This is a genomic window from Actinoplanes sp. NPDC051475, assembly GCF_040689425.1.
Lineage (GTDB): Bacteria > Actinomycetota > Actinomycetes > Mycobacteriales > Micromonosporaceae > Actinoplanes.
Genome location: NZ_JBFAZZ010000020.1, coordinates 28,081 through 45,298 on the forward strand (window position 1 = coordinate 28,081; position 17,218 = coordinate 45,298).

General features: G+C 71.9%; 12 protein-coding genes. 7 read left to right on the forward strand and 5 right to left on the reverse strand.

The genetic code is table 11. The annotated features are described in order from the left end of the window. Window positions 1-12: 12 nt before the first annotated feature. Together AB0368_RS32395 and AB0368_RS32400 are read right to left on the reverse strand one after the other, a co-directional pair. A complete protein-coding gene (locus tag AB0368_RS32395; protein WP_366157820.1) occupies window positions 13-1,458 on the reverse strand; it encodes a carboxyl transferase domain-containing protein in 1,446 nt (481 codons plus the stop codon). A gap of 258 nt (window positions 1,459-1,716) precedes the next feature. After that, window positions 1,717-2,394: a Crp/Fnr family transcriptional regulator gene (locus tag AB0368_RS32400; RefSeq protein WP_023562908.1), complete on the reverse strand. Its 678-nt coding sequence runs from the start codon at window positions 2,392-2,394 to the stop codon at window positions 1,717-1,719. Window positions 2,395-2,597: 203 nt separating this feature from the next. Between AB0368_RS32400 and AB0368_RS32405 the strand changes: the two genes are divergently transcribed. The 5 genes from AB0368_RS32405 to AB0368_RS32425 all read left to right on the forward strand — a co-directional run bounded on the left by AB0368_RS32405 (window position 2,598) and on the right by AB0368_RS32425 (window position 7,549). Further along, window positions 2,598-3,770, forward strand: a complete 1,173-nt coding sequence (locus AB0368_RS32405; RefSeq protein WP_366157821.1) for a CapA family protein — start codon at window positions 2,598-2,600, stop codon at window positions 3,768-3,770. Window positions 3,771-3,881: 111 nt separating this feature from the next. Further along, the gene (gene nth / locus AB0368_RS32410; RefSeq protein WP_366157822.1) at window positions 3,882-4,718 is read left to right on the forward strand and encodes an endonuclease III; all 837 of its coding nucleotides are present in this window, start codon (window positions 3,882-3,884) and stop codon (window positions 4,716-4,718) included. Further along, the gene (locus AB0368_RS32415) at window positions 4,715-5,416 is read left to right on the forward strand and encodes a TlpA disulfide reductase family protein (RefSeq protein WP_366157823.1); all 702 of its coding nucleotides are present in this window, start codon (window positions 4,715-4,717) and stop codon (window positions 5,414-5,416) included. Before nth ends, AB0368_RS32415 begins: the two co-directional genes overlap by 4 nt. Before the next feature lie 170 nt (window positions 5,417-5,586). Then, complete coding sequence (locus AB0368_RS32420; RefSeq protein ID WP_366157911.1) at window positions 5,587-6,348, forward strand: CoA pyrophosphatase; 762 nt, start codon at window positions 5,587-5,589, stop codon at window positions 6,346-6,348. Window positions 6,349-6,370: 22 nt separating this feature from the next. Further along, window positions 6,371-7,549, forward strand: a complete 1,179-nt coding sequence (locus AB0368_RS32425) for a MarP family serine protease (protein ID WP_366157824.1) — start codon at window positions 6,371-6,373, stop codon at window positions 7,547-7,549. Window positions 7,550-7,606: 57 nt separating this feature from the next. On the opposite strand, the gene mycP is transcribed toward AB0368_RS32425, so the two are convergent. Together mycP and eccCa are read right to left on the reverse strand one after the other, a co-directional pair. Then, window positions 7,607-9,001: a type VII secretion-associated serine protease mycosin gene (gene mycP / locus AB0368_RS32430; protein WP_366157825.1), complete on the reverse strand. Its 1,395-nt coding sequence runs from the start codon at window positions 8,999-9,001 to the stop codon at window positions 7,607-7,609. A 210-nt stretch (window positions 9,002-9,211) separates the two neighbouring features. After that, window positions 9,212-13,186, reverse strand: a complete 3,975-nt coding sequence (eccCa, locus tag AB0368_RS32435; RefSeq protein ID WP_366157826.1) for a type VII secretion protein EccCa — start codon at window positions 13,184-13,186, stop codon at window positions 9,212-9,214. A 169-nt stretch (window positions 13,187-13,355) separates the two neighbouring features. On the opposite strand from eccCa, the gene eccD reads away from it, so the two are divergent. Further along, the gene (eccD, locus tag AB0368_RS32440; protein WP_366157828.1) at window positions 13,356-14,795 is read left to right on the forward strand and encodes a type VII secretion integral membrane protein EccD; all 1,440 of its coding nucleotides are present in this window, start codon (window positions 13,356-13,358) and stop codon (window positions 14,793-14,795) included. A 58-nt stretch (window positions 14,796-14,853) separates the two neighbouring features. Here eccD and AB0368_RS32445 read toward each other — a convergent pair whose 3' ends face one another. Next, the gene (locus AB0368_RS32445; RefSeq protein WP_366157829.1) at window positions 14,854-15,357 is read right to left on the reverse strand and encodes an inorganic diphosphatase; all 504 of its coding nucleotides are present in this window, start codon (window positions 15,355-15,357) and stop codon (window positions 14,854-14,856) included. A gap of 450 nt (window positions 15,358-15,807) precedes the next feature. On the opposite strand from AB0368_RS32445, the gene dacB reads away from it, so the two are divergent. After that, window positions 15,808-17,196, forward strand: a complete 1,389-nt coding sequence (gene dacB, locus AB0368_RS32450) for a D-alanyl-D-alanine carboxypeptidase/D-alanyl-D-alanine-endopeptidase (RefSeq protein WP_366157830.1) — start codon at window positions 15,808-15,810, stop codon at window positions 17,194-17,196. Window positions 17,197-17,218 lie beyond the last annotated feature (22 nt).

Here is a 17,218-nt window from a genome sequence, read left to right on the forward strand (position 1 = left end):
TCAGAAAACGCGTCAGGGCCGGAAGACGCCGATGTGTTCCGCGCCTTCCACGACCGCACTGTGCACCGCGGACAAGCAGAGGCCGAGCACCGTACGGGTGTCCCGGGGGTCGATCACGCCGTCGTCGGGCAGCTTGCCGACCGGCACCTCAGCCGGCCGCTCGACCGGCCAGCTGAAGAGAAATCGTGGTTCGTAGGCGCGCCCGTAGATGCCCCCGGCCTCCTCCGCCGGAGTCGCGCCGATCATCAACGTGAGATGCGGCACGGTCGACTTGGCGACGGCGTGCACCAGCGGGGCGCCGTGCCGGACGTCGGCGGCCTCGTTCGGCTCGGCCGCGGGCACGCCGGTGTACTGCACGAACAGCAGGGAGGTGGAGGTGGCGTTGGCCAGCTGGATGAAGTGCACCGCCTTCTGCGTCTCGGCCGGCGAGAACGCGCCGCCGAGGTTGGCCACGACCCCGAGGGGATAGCCGTGCAGCTCGCCCCAGCCGGTGACCAGCCCGGTGCCCTGCGCCGGCTTGAACTCGTCGAAGTCGCTGCCGTCCAGGATCCGGGCCAGCACCTCACGCGGGTCGAACGCCGATGCCGGGTCGTTGCCGGCCATGGTCAGCAGGTCGTCGGCGTCGTACTTCGGCGGTTCCGGCGGGAAGGAGCGCGGGGACGGGCCGCGCTTGCGCCAGTTGAAGCGGCGTACGCACTGCCGGGCCAGGCGCAACCCGTCACGCTCGTCCTCGGCCAGCTGGTCGGCGGGCCCGGTGACGCCGGCCGGGACCGTGGGGGCGCTGCGGACCTCGGGCGCGGGCCGGCCGTTCGCCACCGACGCGCGGACCGGCTGCGGGTGGATCGTCAGCATCTTCGCGTGCCCGCGCACCATGATCGTGTAGTCGGAGAGCGCCGGCAGGTACGCCGCGTCGCCGTTGGTGGCTCCGAAGACCACGCACACCGTCGGCACCCGGTCGGCGGTGAGCTGGCTCAGGTCCCGGGCGATCGCCCCGCCCGGCGGCGGCCCGGTGGGTGCGGCGGCCCCGGTCGACTCGACGAGGTTCACCAGCGGCAGCCGGTTCACGGAGGCGATCCGCGCCGCCCGCCGGATCTTCTCCACCGTGTACGGGTTCACGGCACCGCCCTCGACCGTCGGGTCGTTGGCGATGACCACGCACTCGACACCCTCGACGACCCCGATGCCGGTGACGACGCTGGCGCCGACCGGGTACTCGGAGCCCCACGCCGCGACGGGCGACAGCTCGAGAAACGGGCTGTCCTGGTCGAGGAGCATCTCGACCCGCTCCCGGGGCAGCAGTTTGCCGCGCGCGTGATGCCGCGTGACCCACTTCTCGCCGCCCCCGGCCCGCGCCGCCTCCAGCGCCGTCTCGAGCTCGGCGAGCCGCTCGAGCATCGCGCTGCGGCTGGCCAGATAGGCGGGGGAGCGCGGGTCGATCGCGGTGTCCAGCACGGTCACGTCGTCACCCCGCTGCGCCGCACGTCCGCCTCCTCGTTCAAAACCGCGCCCTCTCGACCGTCGTGGTGCCTCTCGACCACCTCCGTAACGAGCGGCTGACCGGGTGCGACACGGATCTTGCGGGGCGGGCTTGGTCCCCTGATCAGGTGGGGAATCGGTGGGAAAGGGGCGTTATGCCCGTTGTCCAGGCACGCTGAAGGGGCCGTCCGTCAGGACGACCCCTTCATTGGTCCAGCGTGGGTGCCGGTTCCCGGCTGCTCAGACCCGGGCGCGCCGGGCCAGCCGCTCCGGGTCGAGGATGATCACGCTCTTGCCGTCGAGCCGCAGCCACGCCCGGGACGCGAAGTCCGCGAGGGCCTTGTTGACCGTCTCCCGGGACGCCCCGACCAGCTGGGCGAGCTCTTCCTGCGTCAGGTCGTGGGTGACCCGCAGCACTCCGCCGTCCCGTGTGCCGAAGCGGCCCGCCATCTGCAGCAGGTTCTTCGCCACCCGGCCCGGCACGTCCGTGAAGATCAGGTCGGCCAGCGCGTCGTTCGTCCGGCGCAGCCTGCGGGCGAGCACCCGCAGCAGCTGCTCGGCGATCTCCGGGCGGTTGTTGAGCCACGGGCGCAGGGACGACTTCTTGAGCCTCGCAAGCCGGGTGTCGGTCACCGCCGTGGCCGTGGCCGTACGCGGTCCCGGGTCGAACAGCGACAGCTCGCCGAGCATGTCCGACGGACCCATGATCGAGACAAGGTTCTGCCGGCCGTCCGCGGCCCGGCGGCCGAGCTTGATCTTCCCGGAGAGAACGATGTAAAGGCTGTCGCCCGCCTCGCCCTCATTGAAGACGATGTCGCCCTTGCGGAACTCGATCGTCTCCATCTCCTTGGCGAGCGCCTCGGCAGCCTCCGGGTCAACGCCCTGGAAGATCCCGCTGCGAGCCAGTACCTCATCCATCGTTGTACCTCCGACTACGCGCTTCGCCGCGCACGATCAGTCTAGGCGCACGCGGGCCGTAAACCGGCGGGCACCCCTCGATCCAGAACCCGCAGCGTAACCGCTCCTGCCGCCGAACCGCGAAAAATCGTCGCTCTCGGTGAGCGGCGATCGGCCGTTCGACGGTCGTAGCGGCTGGTCGGCCGACGGTATGGTCCTCGTCGATGAATGCCCAACCCCCGCCGGCACGCCCCGGACTCTTCGGCCGCCCTGTCCTGACTCTCACGATCGTCGTCGCCGCCCTCGTAGGCGCGGGCCTCGGTGGCATGGCCCTCGCCGATCGCGGCGCCGAGCGCACCGGGGCGAAGTGGCAGGCGCCGCCCGCCGCCGCGGCGCCCACCTCTCCCGCCCCGCCTACGGAGAGTGATAACACAATCACTCTGTCGGCGACCGGGGACATCATCATGGGCAGCGCTCCGAACAAGCTGCCCGCCAACGACGGCGAGGGCTTCTTCGACTCCGTCAAGGCGGGACTCAAGTCCGACCTCGTGATGGGCAACCTCGAACAGCCGCTCACCGGCGACACCGGAACCTCCAAGTGCGGCAGCCCGCCGCGGCCCAACTGCTTCGCGTTCCGCTCACCGCCGGCGTACGCGGAGCATCTGGTGGGCGCCGGCTTCGAGCTGATGAACACTGCGAACAACCACTCCAAGGACTTCGGTACGCAGGGCTACAAGAACACGGTCGCGGCCCTGGAGGGCGCCGGCCTCGAGCACACCGGCGCCGAGGGCGAGATCACGGTGGTCGAGGTCAAGGGCGTGAAGGTCGCGGTCGTGGGCTTCTCCCCGTACGCGGGAGCCAACAACCTGAACGACCTCGACGCGGCCCGGTCCGTCATCGAGGAGGCCGCCGGGCAGGCGGACATCGTGGTGGTCCAGGTGCACATGGGCGCCGAGGGTTCCGACAAGGGCCACGTCAAGCCGGGCAACGAGCTGTTCTTCGGCGAGAACCGCGGCGACCCGATGAAGTTCTCCCACGCGGTCATCGACGCGGGCGCCGACGTGGTTGTCGGGCACGGGCCGCACGTGCTGCGCGGCATGGAGTTCTACAAGGGCAAGCTGATCGCGTACAGCCTGGGCAACTTCGCCGGCGGCGGCAAGACGCTGAGCCGCACCGGCGTCCTCGGGTACGGCGGCATCCTGCACGTCACGCTCACCCGCGACGGCAAGTTCACCTCCGGCAAGTTCCTGTCGACGGCCCTGAACCCGGTGGGCCGGCCGACCCGGGACAGCGAGAACGAGCGCGGGCTCGCCCGGGTCCGCGAGCTCACCGCCGACGACTTCGGCGACACCGGGGCGAAGATCGGCGAGGACGGTTCGATCTCCGCCCCGGCCTGACCTTTTTCCTCCCGTTCACCCGACCAGCTGCCGGTATCCCCCTGGTTTGTGGCGTTTCTGCGACCATTCCGCGGACGGGGAATGTCGGTGGGGCGACGTACTCTTGCCAGCGTGAGTCGTCCCCTCGTCGCCGCACCCGCCGGTGCGGCCGTCATCGCCCGGTCGGCCAAACGGTTCGCGGGGGAGACCCCCATCGGGCGCAAGCGCCGGGCCCGCAAGATGGCGAAGGTCCTGGCCGAGACCCACCCGGACGCCCACTGCGAGCTCGACTTCGAGACGCCGCTCCAGCTGGCCGTGGCGACCATCCTCTCCGCGCAGTGCACGGACAAGAAGGTCAACGAGGTCACGCCGACCGTCTTCAAGCGCTACCTGACGGCGGCCGACTACGCGGCGGCCGACCGTGCGGAGCTCGAGGAGATCCTGCGGCCCACCGGCTTCTTCCGCGCCAAGACGGACTCCCTCATCAAGCTGGGCCACGCCCTGGTCGAGCGCCACGACGGCGAAGTGCCGGGCAAGCTCGACCAGCTGGTGGCGCTCCCCGGCATCGGCCGCAAGACCGCCAACGTCATCCTCGGCAACGCCTTCGACGTCCCTGGCATCACGGTCGACACGCACTTCCGCCGCCTGGTCAACCGCTTCGGCTGGGTCGCCGAGGAGGACCCGGTAAAGATCGAATTCCAGGTCGCCGACCAGATCGAGAAGCGCGACTGGACCATGCTGTCGCACCGCATCATCTTCCACGGCCGCCGCGTCTGCCACGCGCGCAAACCCGCCTGCGGCGCGTGCACCCTGGCCACCATGTGCCCGTCGTACGGCACGGGCCCGACCGAGGCGGGGCCCGCGGCCAAGCTCCTGAAGGGCCCCCGGGCCCGCGACCTCGCCGCCCAGGCGGGCATCGACCCCGGCCTCGTCCCGGCCGCGGCGGTCGCGGCACCGGACGTCCCGTGAGCATTGACCTCGCGGGCCGTACGCCGGCCGGACCCGTGCTGGCTCGGTGGCTGACGCCGCCGCTGGTGCTGCTCCTGGCCGCGTGCACGGCCACCGAGGTCACGCCGGGCGGCGGCAAGATCCCGTCACCCTTCGCGGACTGCGCCACCCTGACCCCGCCGGCGGCCGGCTCGTCGCCCGCTGCCGGTCGCCGGTCGCCGGTCGCGGGCTCGTTGCCGGCCGCCTCCGGTGCGACCTCGTCCTCCGGCGTCGAAGCGTCCCCTGCTCCGGGCGTGGCGACCGGTCTGCCGGATGTCACGCTGGCCTGCTTCACCGGTGGGGCGCCGGTCCGGTTGACCGACCTGCGCGGTCCCGCCGTCATCAACCTCTGGGGATCGTGGTGCGCGCCGTGCCGCGAAGAGCTGCCGCTGATGCAGGAGCTCGCCGACGCGACCACCGGCCGGCTCCGGGTGCTCGGCGTCGACACCCACGACGACCCGGACGCGGGCGCCTCGTTGGCGACCGAGCACGGCGTCCGGATGCCCACGCTCTTCGACCGGGACCAGAAGCTGCTCACGGCACTCGGCCGCGCCAACCTCCCGGTGACCGTTTTCCTCGACGCCGGTGGCAAGCGGTTCGACTACGTCGGCAAGGCGCTCGACAAGCCCACGCTGGGCGCGCTGGTCCGCACCCACACCGGCGTGACGGTGACCGGATGAGCTCCGACGGCACCCGGCGTGACGGGCTGGCGGCCAGGCCGCAAGCCGCCGTGCAGCCATCCGAGCAGCTGGTCGGGCACCGGAAGGTGGATGCTGAGCCGCTCACACGGTCCGGTCCCGAGGGGCCGCTGTCCTCCTCCGGCGCCGAGGTGCACCGGCCCGGCACCGGGGTGCATCGGCCCGATGGGCTGCCGGGATGGTGGGAGCCGTTGCTGACGCGCGCCGGCTCTGCGCGTACCGAAGACTTCACGACCATGCGGCCACCTGCCTCCGGTGGGCGCCCCAGCGCCGTACTCGTCCTTCTCGGGGAGGAGCGGCCCGGCGAGCCCGACCTGCTGGTCCTGCAGCGGGCCGCGACCATGCGCAACCATGCCGGTCAGCCGGCGTTTCCGGGCGGCGCCGCCGACCCGGAGGATCGCGACCCGGCCGCGACCGCCGTGCGGGAGGCGAGCGAGGAGGTCGGTCTCGACCCGGCCACCGCCACCGTGCTGACCACGCTGCCGGAGCTGTACATTCCGGTCAGCCGGTTCGTGGTCACGCCGGTGCTGGCCTGGTGGCATGCCCCGCATCCGGTGCATCCCCGGCAGCCCGAGGAGGTCGCGCACGTCGCGCGCTTGCCGATCGTCGAGCTGGTCGATCCCGGCAACCGGATGCGGGTACGCCACCCGAGCGGCTGGATCGGTCCGGCCTTCCAGGTAGGCGGAATGCTGGTCTGGGGCTTCACCGCCGGGGTGATCTCCGCGTTGCTCGACATGGCCGGGTGGAGCCGCCCCTGGCGCCCGGGTCGCATCATGGAGTTGCCAGACCCGCCCCTGCCCGATCCACGCCTGCCCGATCCAGCGCAGTCCGACCCACCACTGCCCCACGGTTCCGCATCGGCGGCCGAGGCCACGGCTTCGGCACCCGCCGCCTCCGACGAGGTGGTCTCGTGACCGTCACTTCTACCTTGAGCGAGTGCTTGTGGTCGATGGAATCCTGATCCTGCTCATGCTGGTCTTCGCGATCAGCGGCTACCGGCAGGGTTTCGTCATCGGAGCACTGTCCTTCGGCGGGTTCTTCAGCGGCGTGCTGATCGGCCTGCAGGTGGGGCCGCTCATCGCCAACCAGTTCGCGGACGGCACGGTGCGGCTGGTGGTGTCGCTCGTGGCGATCTTCGCGCTGGCGGTGCTCGGGCAGACCCTCGCGGGCTGGCTCGGCACGAAGGTGCGGCGCGCGATCGACAGCCGGCCGCTGCAGCGCCTCGACGACGCCGGTGGGGCCGTGGTCTCGCTGATCGCCGTGCTGCTGGTCGCCTGGCTCATCGCCGTACCGTTGGGATCGACGCCGTTTCCCGAGATCAACCGGCAGGTCCGCAGCAGCGCGGTTCTCAACGGCATCAACAAGCTCATGCCGGACCAGGCGCAGGCGCTGTCCGCGGGCCTGCGCGAGTCGCTCAACACGAACGGCTTCCCGGACGTCTTCGGCGGCCTGACCCGCACCAACGCGCGCGAGGTGGCGGCGCCGGACCCGGCCCTGGCGAAGAGCCAGGTCGTGATCAATTCCCGCAAATCGGTGATCAAAGTCCTGGGTACGGCGCCGAGCTGCTCGCGCCGCATCGAGGGCTCCGGATTCGTGTACGCGAACGAGCGCGTGATGACCAACGCCCACGTGGTGGCGGGCACCCGCAACGTGCAGGTGGAGACGCAGAACGACCGCCTCGAGGGCAAAGTCGTCGTGTACGACCCGGAACGCGACCTCGCCGTGCTCTACGTCCCCGGCCTCCGCGCGCCGGTGATGGACTTCGTCGGCAAGCCGGCGGGCACCGGCGCCAACGCCATCGTGCTGGGCTTCCCGCTCGACGGCCCGTACAACGCCCAGGGCGCCCGGGTGCGCGACGTCAGCAACATCACCGGCCCGGACATCTACGACTCGGGCAACGTGACCCGCGAGATCTACACGATCCGCGCGCTGGTCCAGAGCGGGAACTCGGGCGGGCCGCTGATCGCTCCCAACGGCGACGTTCTGGGCGTCATCTTCGCGGCGGCGGCGGACGACCGGAATGTGGGGTTCGCGCTGACGGCGGCGGAGGCGTCGAGCACGGCGAGGCTCGGCATCGAACGTACGCGCGGCGTGCGGACCGGCGACTGCGCCTGACCGCATGCCCCACCGTGCCACGGCGGGCTCCGCGGCGAACGGCGGCGCGACGCAGCGTCAGGTGACGCCGGCGAATCGGCGGATCGTCACGGCTGCCGCGGCTGCCGAGACCAGGAACAGCAGTCCCGCCGCCCACCAGCCGCGCGACTCCTCGGCCGCTCCCGCGTCGCCGGAGGCGATGGCCGTGCCGGCGTTGGAGCCTGGCACCTGGGCGCCGGTCGTGTTCTTGGTGGCGTTGTCCGGGGCTGACTGGGCCTGGCCCGAGGCCGGGGCGCTGCCGAAGCGGGCGATGCCCGGCGATGCCGTCGTGTCCAGCGGGTTGCGGATCACCGTGGGGATCTCCGCGGTGAGGGCGCCCGCCGGGTCGATCATGCCGTAGCCGTACTGGCTGTCACGGCCCTGTGCTCCCCGGTCGTGGGCCGTCTTGATGATCCGGTTGACCACCTCGGCCGCCGACATGGTGGGCCAGCGGGAGCGGACCAGGGCCGCCGTTCCCGAGACCATGGGTGCCGCGAAGCTGGTGCCTTGGACGTGCCAGTAGCCGGCCTGGGAGCTGTCCGGGCGGGCGCCGACGAGCTGGGTCGCCGGGGCCGTCACCACTGTCTCCTTGCCGGTGATCGAGCCGCTCCAGAGGGCGTTGCCGTCCTTTTCCATGCCCGCTACGGCGATCACGCCGGGTTCACGGGCCGGGTACCAGACGCCGGACGAGGAGGAGGCGCTGACGTTGCCGGTGCACGCGACGACGACCACGTCCTTGGCGAACGCGTAGTCGAGGGCCGCTGCCAGCGCGGGGCTGCTTCCGTTGCCTCCGAGAGAGAGGTTGATGACGCGGGCGCCGTTGTCGACCGCCCAGCGGACGCCCTTGGCGACGATCATCGCGTCGTCGTACCTGTTCTCGCGGTCCAGGACGCGGACCGGGAGGATCTTGGCTTTGGGGGCGATGCCGACCACGCCGGAGTCGTCGTCCCCGCGGCCGGCGATGATCGCGGACACCGTGGTGCCGTGCCCGACGAGGTCGGTGTCGCCGTCGCCCACGGGGTCGACCAGGTCGAGGCCCTTGAGCACCTGGCCCTGGAGGTCGACGTGGCCGGCGTCGACGCCGGAGTCGATCACGGCGACGGTCACGCCTTCGCCGGACGAGTAGGTCCAGGCCCCGGCCACGTTCAGCGTCTTGAGGTGCCACTGCTCGGCTCGCACCGAATCGCCCTTGAACGGCTCCGGCGCGGTCAGGGATTCCGCAAGGGCACCCGCACCGGGCGAGGCAGCGGAGCCACCGCCACCGGAAGCGGACCCACCGGCGGAGCCGGCCGGCGCGGCGGGCGCGAGAGCAAGCGGCCCGGCAGGAGCGACGGCCGGCGCGGCAGCAGCTGACAAGACCAGGGCGAGGGCCGGGACCGAGGTCAGCCCGGCGGTCAGGCAGGCCGCCCCGAGACGTACGGCCAGGTGTCTCACCAACGGGCACCGCCGAGTGCCGGACACGGCGCGGAAGCGCCAAGCCGGGGTCGACGGGACGCGTGCGGTGCTTCGCTCACAGCGCTCACTGGACGGCGGGCCATTCTGATGATGGGCGGTCGATGGTGGGAGATTACTCCGAATCCGCGCGTTGTCGCTGGGGTCTGTCGATGTGGATCGCACCGTTGGTGCGTCGGGGCAGGTCGGGGCTCAGTACGGGGGCAGATGAGATAGTTGCACCAGCCGGACACCCTCACGACGGGTGACCAGGCGGCCACGGCCCGGTGGCATCAGGGTCGGGCGTACCGGGCCGATGAGTGCTCCCTCGTCCGGCGGGCCGGTCATCACGAGACCCGGCGACGACAACTCCCGCAGGCGCTGGATCACCGGGTCGTACATGGCGCGGCTGGCGCCACCGGCCCGGCGCGTGACGATCAGGTGCAGGCCTACGTCGCGGGCCTGGGGGAGGTACTCCAGGATCGGCTGGAGCGGGTTCGTCGGGCCGGACGCGATGAGGTCGTAGTCGTCGACGAGGACGAACAGTTCGGGCCCGTTCCACCAGGACCGCTCGCGCAGCTGCTGGGCCGTCACGTCGGGGCCGGGCAGGCGGCGCTCCATGTAGCCCGCCACCGACTCCATCAACTCCAGGGTCTTCTGCGCCTGGATGCCGTACCCGATGCGGTGTTCGCTCTCCGGCAGATCCATCAGGCTGCGGCGGTAGTCGACCAGGATGAGCCGAGCCTCGGTCGGCTGGAAGCGCCGCATGACGGTGGTGGCCAGGGCGCGCAGGAACGACGACTTGCCGCATTCCGCGTCGCCGAAGAGCAGGAAGTGCGGGTCGCTCGCGAAGTCGATCTCGACCGGTTGCAGGTCCGACTCCGCGATCCCGATCGGCAGGCGCAGGCCGGTCGAGCGGTCCGGATCGATATCCGTGTACGGCAGAGACGGCGGCAGCAACCGCACGCGCGGCGCTACGGGTCCGGTCCACGCGGTGGCGATCATCTTGACCAGCTCGCTGGACTCGGCGTTGCTCAGCTCCGGCCGTACCGTCAGGAAGTGCAGGGCCTTGTTCTTGTCGGTCGGGTGCTCGACGAGGCCACGGCCGGGCTTCTCCGGCACGTTGATCGCCTGCCGCCGGTTGACCGAGGAGTCCGTGGGGTCGCCGAGGCGCAGCTCCACCTTCGAGCCGAAAAGGTCGCGGATCGCCGGGCGGTAGTCCATCCAGCGGGGTGCGCTGGTCACCACGTGGATGCCGTACGAGAGGCCGCGGGTCGCGATGTCGGTGATCACGCCCTCGAGTTCGTCGTAGTCCTTGCGCAGCGTGGTCCAGCCGTCGACGACCAGGAACACGTCACCGAAGGGGTCCGCGTCCGCGCCGGTACCGAGGCCGGCCTGGGCCGCGCGGCGGCGCCGGTAGGAGGCCATCGAGTCGATGCCGAGCTCGCCGAAGCGCCGCTCCCGTTCGGTGAGCAATGTGGAGACCTCGCCGACGGTACGCCGGACGCCGACCGCGTCGAGGCGCCCGTAGACGCCGCCGACGTGCGGCAGGTCGCGCAGCGTGCCGAGCGAGCCGCCGCCGAAGTCGAGGCAGTAGACCTGCACCTCGGCGGGGGTGTGGGTGAGCGCCAGGCCGCAGATCAGCGAGCGCAGCGCCGTGGACTTGCCGGACTGCGCGCCGCCGACCACGGCCACGTGCCCGGCCCCGCCGCCGAGCTGCAGCCACATCACGTCGCGCAGCTGCTCGCGCGGCTTGTCGATGAGGGCGATCGGCACCTGGAGGCCGCCGTGCAGCTCGGGGTTGGCGAAGGCGAGGCCGCGGGCGGGGTCGGTGGTGACCGGGCCGAGCAGTTCGTCGAGGGACGCCGACGTGTTCAGCGGCGGTAGCCAGACCTGGTGCGCCGGCGGTCCCTGGCCGTTGAGCCGGTCCACCATCACGTCGAGCAGGCTCTCGCCGGCCGGCACCTCCTCCGGCTTCGGCTGGGCGGGCTTCACCGGCTTGGGCGCCGGCACGTAGTGGGTGGAGTAGGAGAGGACCTGTGGCGCGGCGCCGTCGCGGGCCGCGCCCGGACCGCGGCTGCCGGCCTTACGGAAGACCCCTGACACGTACGCGGCCTTGAACCGCACCAGCGGCTCGGTGCCGAACTTCATGTACCCGTGGCCCGGGGCGCGGGGCAGCTCGTACGCGTCCGGCACCCCCAGCACGGCCCTCGACTCCAGGGCGGAGAAGGTCCGCAGACCGATTCGGTACGACAGGTGCGTGTCGAGCCCGCGCAGCCGCCCCTCCTCGAGCCGCTGGCTGGCGAGCAGCAGGTGGACGCCGAGCGACCGGCCCAACCGTCCGATCTGCACGAACAGGTCAATGAAGTCCGGTTTCGCCGACAGCAGCTCGGAGAACTCGTCGCAGACCACGAGCAGTGAGGGCAGCGGCGGCAGCGCGGCACCGCCGGCCCGGGCCTTCTCGTAGTCGCGCAGACTCGCATAGTTGCCGGCCTTGCGCAGCAGCTCCTGCCGCCGGATCAGCTCGCCGTCGATGGCGTCGACCATGCGGTCGACCAGGGGCAGCTCGTCGGCAAGGTTGGTGATGACCGCGGCGGTGTGCGGCAGCCGGTCCAGCGACGAGAACGTCGCGCCGCCCTTGAAGTCGACCAGCACGAAGTTGAGCATCTCGGAGGAATGCGTTGCCGCGAGCGCCAGCACCAGCGTCCGCAGCAACTCCGACTTGCCGGAGCCGGTGGCGCCGATCAGCAGGCCGTGCGGGCCCATGCCGTCCTGAGCCGACTCCTTGAGGTCGAGCTCGATCGCCGAGCCGTCGGCGCCGAGGCCGATCGGCACCCGCAGCTTGTCCCGGTTGGGCCGGGGCAGCCAGGCCTGGGCGACGCTGAACGACTCCGGATCGCCGAGGTTGAGCAGCTCGGCGAGGCCCATCTCGGTGGCCAGCGGCGTGTCCGACGACTTCGACATGGCGGCCAGCCGCAGCGGCGCGAGACGCCGCGCGACCGCCTCGGCCTCCTCCTCGCTGAGCCGGTCCGGGGTGCCGACCTCCGCGGCGTGATCCATCGCGTACGTGTGCAGCTCCCGCCGCCCGGCGTTGGCGCGCACCTCGAGCACGAGCAGCGACCGGTCGAGCAGGCGCGGCGGTACGTCGTCGAGGTCGAGCACGGTGACGCCGTCGATGCCGTCGTCGAGCTGCGTGGCGCCCTTGAGGTCGGCGCCGTCGAGGACGATGACCACGTGCGGCCCGCTCATGCTGACCCCGGCGGGGTTGAACCGGGGCCGGTTGCCGATCACGTCCTCGAGCAGCTTCTCCAGGTCGGGGCCGGCGCTGGCGACGAGGCGGACCTGGCCGAGGCGGTCGGTCCGGGACGGGTGCAGGTTGTGCGGGAGCCACTTGACCCACTCCCACATCGCCCGGCGTTCCGGACCGGCGCAGACCGCGATGATGAGGTCGTCCGGCGCGTGGAAGGTCGCCAGCTGGGTGAGCACCGCACGCGTGAGGGCGCGGGCGTCGGCCTCGGCGTTCGGCCCGTTGCCACGCAGGAACACCCGGGCGAAGCCGCGCAGCGAGACGGCCACCGGCAGGTCGGGAACCACCGAATACGCGTCCAGGAACCGCCGCAGCGCGCCCGCGGTCATCGGCTCGAGGTCCTCGAGCGGCCGGGTCACCGGCGGGATCAGCGGCGTGGCGAGGGTCTGCGGGCCGACCGCGAGCCGGACGACGCCGAAGTCCGGGTCGGCGGAGCGGCGTTCCCAGACCCGGTGGCTGCCCGCCGTCGACCACAGCTGGGCCGGGTCGGGGTGGCGGTAGAAGAGCCCGACGCGCTGCTTGGTGGCGGTGTCGCGGACGCGGCGGCGCAGGCCGGCGAGGTGGCGCAGGTACTCGCGGCGGGCGGCCATCATCTCGGCCTTCTTGGGGGAGCCGCTGCCGCCGAAGGACGTGGCCAGCATGGCGAGCGACGAGACGCCGAAGAGGCCGCCGATGACGTACGAGATCGGGCCGCCGGTGCCCCGCCCCATCATCATCGCCATGGCGACGGAGCCGCCGAGCATGGGCAGCACCATGAACGCCTGCTGCCAGCGGCCACCGACCGCCTGGGGGATCTCGGGCGGCGGATCGACGGCGAGCTCGCCGGTCGGGATCTCGGGTGCCGGGCGTCGCGCAGCCCGCTTGATCACCACCGTGCTCATACCGAACTTGTCCCTTTCGCCTACATCCAATGGCCTTTGACTGTTACGTCTACTGAGGCCGATGGCGGCTGCCCCGTCGTGGCTCCCGTCGCCGGTCACCGCGCAGGGCCCAGGATAGGTAAAGTCCCTCAAGTTCCGCAGCCTCGTCACCACCGATGGGAAATACGGCATGACAGTCGGCCTGGCCAGGGTCACTATCAGCGCGCCTTCGCGCCGCGTCGATGTGGCGCTGCCCGAGCACGTTCCGCTCGCCGAGTTGCTGCCCGAGGTGCTGCGTCACGCGGGCGAGGGTCTGGCCGACGACGGCGAGAAGCACGGTGGCTGGGTCCTCCGGCGTACGGATGGTGTCGCGCTCGCCACAGCGCAGGGCCTGTTCCCGCAGGGCGTCCGCGACGGTGAGGTACTTCACCTCGTGCCGGCCCGCGAGGAATGGCCCGAGCTCGAGTACGACGACGTCGTCGAGGCGATCGCCGAGGGCGCCCGGCGCCGCGGCGCCGTCTGGGGCGCGGCGTCGACCCGGACCGCCACCCTCGCCGCCGCCGCTGTCCTGCTCTCCCTCGGCGTGCTCGCCGTGCTCATGGCCGGACCGGAGTGGGGCGGCGCGGCGTTCGTGGGCCTCGGCGTGGGAGTGCTGCTCTCGCTCGCGGGCGTCACCGCTTCCCGGGCGTACGGGGACGCGCGCGCGGGTGCTGCCCTCGGCGGCCTGGCCCTGCCGTACGCGTTCGCCGGCGGTGCCGTGCTGGTCAGCCAGGGTACGGCGGACCGCGCCGGCGTGTTCCCGCTGCTGCCGTGGCTCGGCGGCCCCGAGCTGCTCGCCGGTTCGGTGGCGTTGCTGCTGCTCGCGGCGCTCGGCGGGGTCGGCGTCTCGGCCTCGCTGCGCGTGTTCACGGCCGGTGTGACGGCCGGCCTGCTCGGCGCGGTGACCGCCCTGGTCGGCCTGCTCACCTCGGCGGCCGGCGCCGCGGCGGTCCTGATGTCGATCCTGGTCTGCGGCATCGGCGCCCTGCCGCTGCTGGCGATCCGGTTCGGCAAGATGCCCACGCCCCCGGTCACCCTGCCCTCCGGCGCGGAGGCCGAGCAGGGCTTCACCGGCGCCCGGCCCGCCGGCCTGGACGCCGCCCGGGAGCTGCCCGACCGCAAGCGCGTCTTCGCCGCGGTGAGCCGTACGGAGGAGCTGCTCACCGGCATGCTGATCGGCCACGCGGTGCTGGCGGCCGGCGCGTTCGTCGTCCTGGCCTCGTCGGGCGGTACGGCCGCCCGGATCCTGATGGGGCTGGCGGTCGCGGCGCTGCTGCTGCGCTCGCGGCTCTTCGTGACCCTGCGCCAGCGGGTGCCGCTGATCTCCGCCGGCCTCTTCGGCGCCTTCGCGCTCGGCGTGGACCTGCTGTGGGGCTCCGGCGACGCCATGCTGCTCGCGGTGAGCGTGGCGGGCGTGCTGCTGGCGATGGCGACCGTGGCCGCCGGGGCCACGTGGTCGCGCCGCGCGCCGTCGCCGTACCTCGGCCGGGCAGCGGACCTGCTGGACGGCCTGGCCGTGGTCGCGGTGATCCCGGTGGCCTGCTCGGTGGTGGGCCTCTACGGCCTGGTCAGCTCCATCAGCATCGGATAGCACGGAGAAAGCAACGACGGCCGGGCGCAAGCCCGGCCGTCGTCGAAGTATCGCGGAGTCAGTGACTCTCGTCGTGGTGCTCGGCGGCCTCGGCGCGCTTGAAGGAGGCCCGGACCTCCTCCTCGGCCTCCACCCGTCCCACCCAGGTCGCGCCCTCGACGGACTTGCCGGGCTCGAGGTCCTTGTAGACCGTGAAGAAGTGCTGGATCTCCATACGGTCGAACTCACCCAGGTGGTGGATGTCGCGCAGGTGCTCCTGGCGCGGGTCCTCGTAGGGCACGCACAGGACCTTGTCGTCGCGACCCTTCTCGTCGCTCATCCGGTACATGCCGATGGCCCGGGCGCGCACGAGGCAGCCAGGGAACGTCGGCTCCTGAATCAGCACCAGGGCGTCGAGCGGGTCGCCGTCCTGACCGAGGGTGCCTTCGATGAACCCGTAGTCGGCCGGGTACTGCGTCGCGGTGAAGAGGGTCCGGTCGAGACGGATCCGCCCGGTCTTGTGGTCAACCTCGTACTTGTTCCGCTGGCCTTTCGGGATCTCAACCAATACGTCGAAATCCATCATCAGCTCCCTTGTTCGCCCCGCAACGGACCCGGCTGGCAACCGGCGACGGAGCAGGGCGGCGGTCAGCCCCGCGGGATCCGTGCGCACCGGTGTGCCGGATGTTTGTAGTCTCCCCTAAGTCTGAGGCTTAGTACGGGGGAGGGGCGCGTGGGGAGGCAAGATTCACAGAACACTCCCGAATACGGCGGCGTGGCTGGGCCGCAGAACACCAATTCTTCGGTAGGGCGTGCTTCCGTGCCCCCTATTGCACCGGTTTCCCCCAGGCCGCGGGGTAACACCTACGGCCGAGCGGTAGTTGCGCCTAATATCGGTCAATCTCCGCAGACGGCGCAAAGTTCCCAACTGATCGACGAGCCTGCGCACCCTTCGGCTACCCCCGAATGGGCGACGGATCGCTCCCGTCGTACCGTATTGGGCTCTTTGGTGGCCCTTGTCCTTCTTCTCGTCATGGCTGGCCTGGTGCTGAAGGTCCGTCCCGGCCTGGTCGACGGCGGACTGGCCGCGGACCCGGCGAAGACGCCCTCCGCCGGCCCGGCGCCCGAGCCCACCCCGACGCCGGTGCTGGCCGCGGCCGGGATCGGCGGCACCGCACCGACCGCGCAGGGTGTCGAGACCGCCATCGGGCCGCTGGTCGGCGCGCCCGCGCTCGGTTCCCGGGTCAACATCTCGGTGGTGGACGCGGCGACCGGCGATCCGCTGTACGAGAAGAACGCCGACACCAAGACCACGCCGGCGTCGACGACCAAGCTGCTGACCGCGGCTACCGTGCTGGCGGCGCGCGGGCCGGCCTACCGGCTGAGCACGCGGGCCGTGGCGGGCGCCCAGCCGGGCGAGGTCGTGCTGGTGGGCGGCGGTGACCCGACCCTCGGGGTGGACGGCGACGACCAGTTCCCCGGCGCGGCCCGCCTCGACAAGCTCGCCGCCCAGGTCAAGGAGGCGCTCGGCGATCAGGAGCCCACCCGGGTGCTGGTCGACACGTCGCTCTTCACCGGCAGCGAGACCGGCCCGGGCTGGGACGGCGACGTCGTCGGCAGCGGCCAGGCGGCCCGGATCCAGCCGCTGATGACCAACGCAGGGCGGGTCGAGCCGGTGCACCACGAGGTCGGCGGGGACCCGAGGTTCGCCGATCCCGCGCTGGCGGCCGGCCGCGCGTTCGCCAAGCAGCTCGGCCTGTCGACCGGCTCGGTCCGCAAGGGCAAGGCGCCGGCCGCGCCGACGTCGTCCGCGGCTCCGTCGTCCGCGCGCCCCGAAGGTGTCGCCCCCGGTTCGCCGCTGGGCGAGGTGCAGTCCCCGCCGCTGGTGCAGGTGATCGACTGGATGCTGCAGCAGAGCGACAACGTCCTCGCCGAGGCGCTGGCCCGGCAGGTCGCCCTCGCCGCCGGCCTGCCGGCCTCCTTCGACGGCGCGACGAAGGCGATGACGGCCGAGCTGGGCGAGCTCGGCCTGCCCGCCGACGCGGCGACCCTGGCCGACGCGAGCGGCCTCTCCCGGCGCAACAAGATCAGCCCCAGGCTGCTCACCGACCTGCTGACCCTCGCGGCGAGCGGCAAGCACCCGGAGCTGAGCAGCATGTTCGGCGGACTGCCGGTCGCCGGGTGGTCGGGAACGCTGCGGACCCGGTTCGCCACGCCCGCGCCCAACCAGATCGGGCAGGGGCTGGTCCGCGCCAAGACCGGCTCGCTCACCGGGGTCAACACGATCTCCGGGGAGCTCATCACGAAGGACGGTCGTCTGCTGGTCTTCGCGATCATGGCGGACGCGACCGGCGATTCCGGCGCCGCCCGGCAGGCCCTGGACAAGATCGCGGCCAAGCTCGTCACCTGCGGCTGCCAGTAGGGGATTTCTCAGGGTGAGTGGG

Excerpts from the sequence above, each read along its gene's own strand:
- AB0368_RS32405 (WP_366157821.1), top strand. The coding sequence starts at position 2,598 with ATGAATGCCCAACCCCCGCCGGCACGCCCCGGACTCTTCGGCCGCCCT.
- AB0368_RS32400 (WP_023562908.1), bottom strand. The coding sequence starts at position 2,394 with ATGGATGAGGTACTGGCTCGCAGCGGGATCTTCCAGGGCGTTGACCCG.
- eccD (WP_366157828.1), top strand. The coding sequence starts at position 13,356 with ATGACAGTCGGCCTGGCCAGGGTCACTATCAGCGCGCCTTCGCGCCGC.
- AB0368_RS32445 (WP_366157829.1), bottom strand. The coding sequence starts at position 15,357 with ATGGATTTCGACGTATTGGTTGAGATCCCGAAAGGCCAGCGGAACAAG.
- dacB (WP_366157830.1), top strand. The coding sequence starts at position 15,808 with ATGGCTGGCCTGGTGCTGAAGGTCCGTCCCGGCCTGGTCGACGGCGGA.
- eccCa (WP_366157826.1), bottom strand. The coding sequence starts at position 13,186 with ATGAGCACGGTGGTGATCAAGCGGGCTGCGCGACGCCCGGCACCCGAG.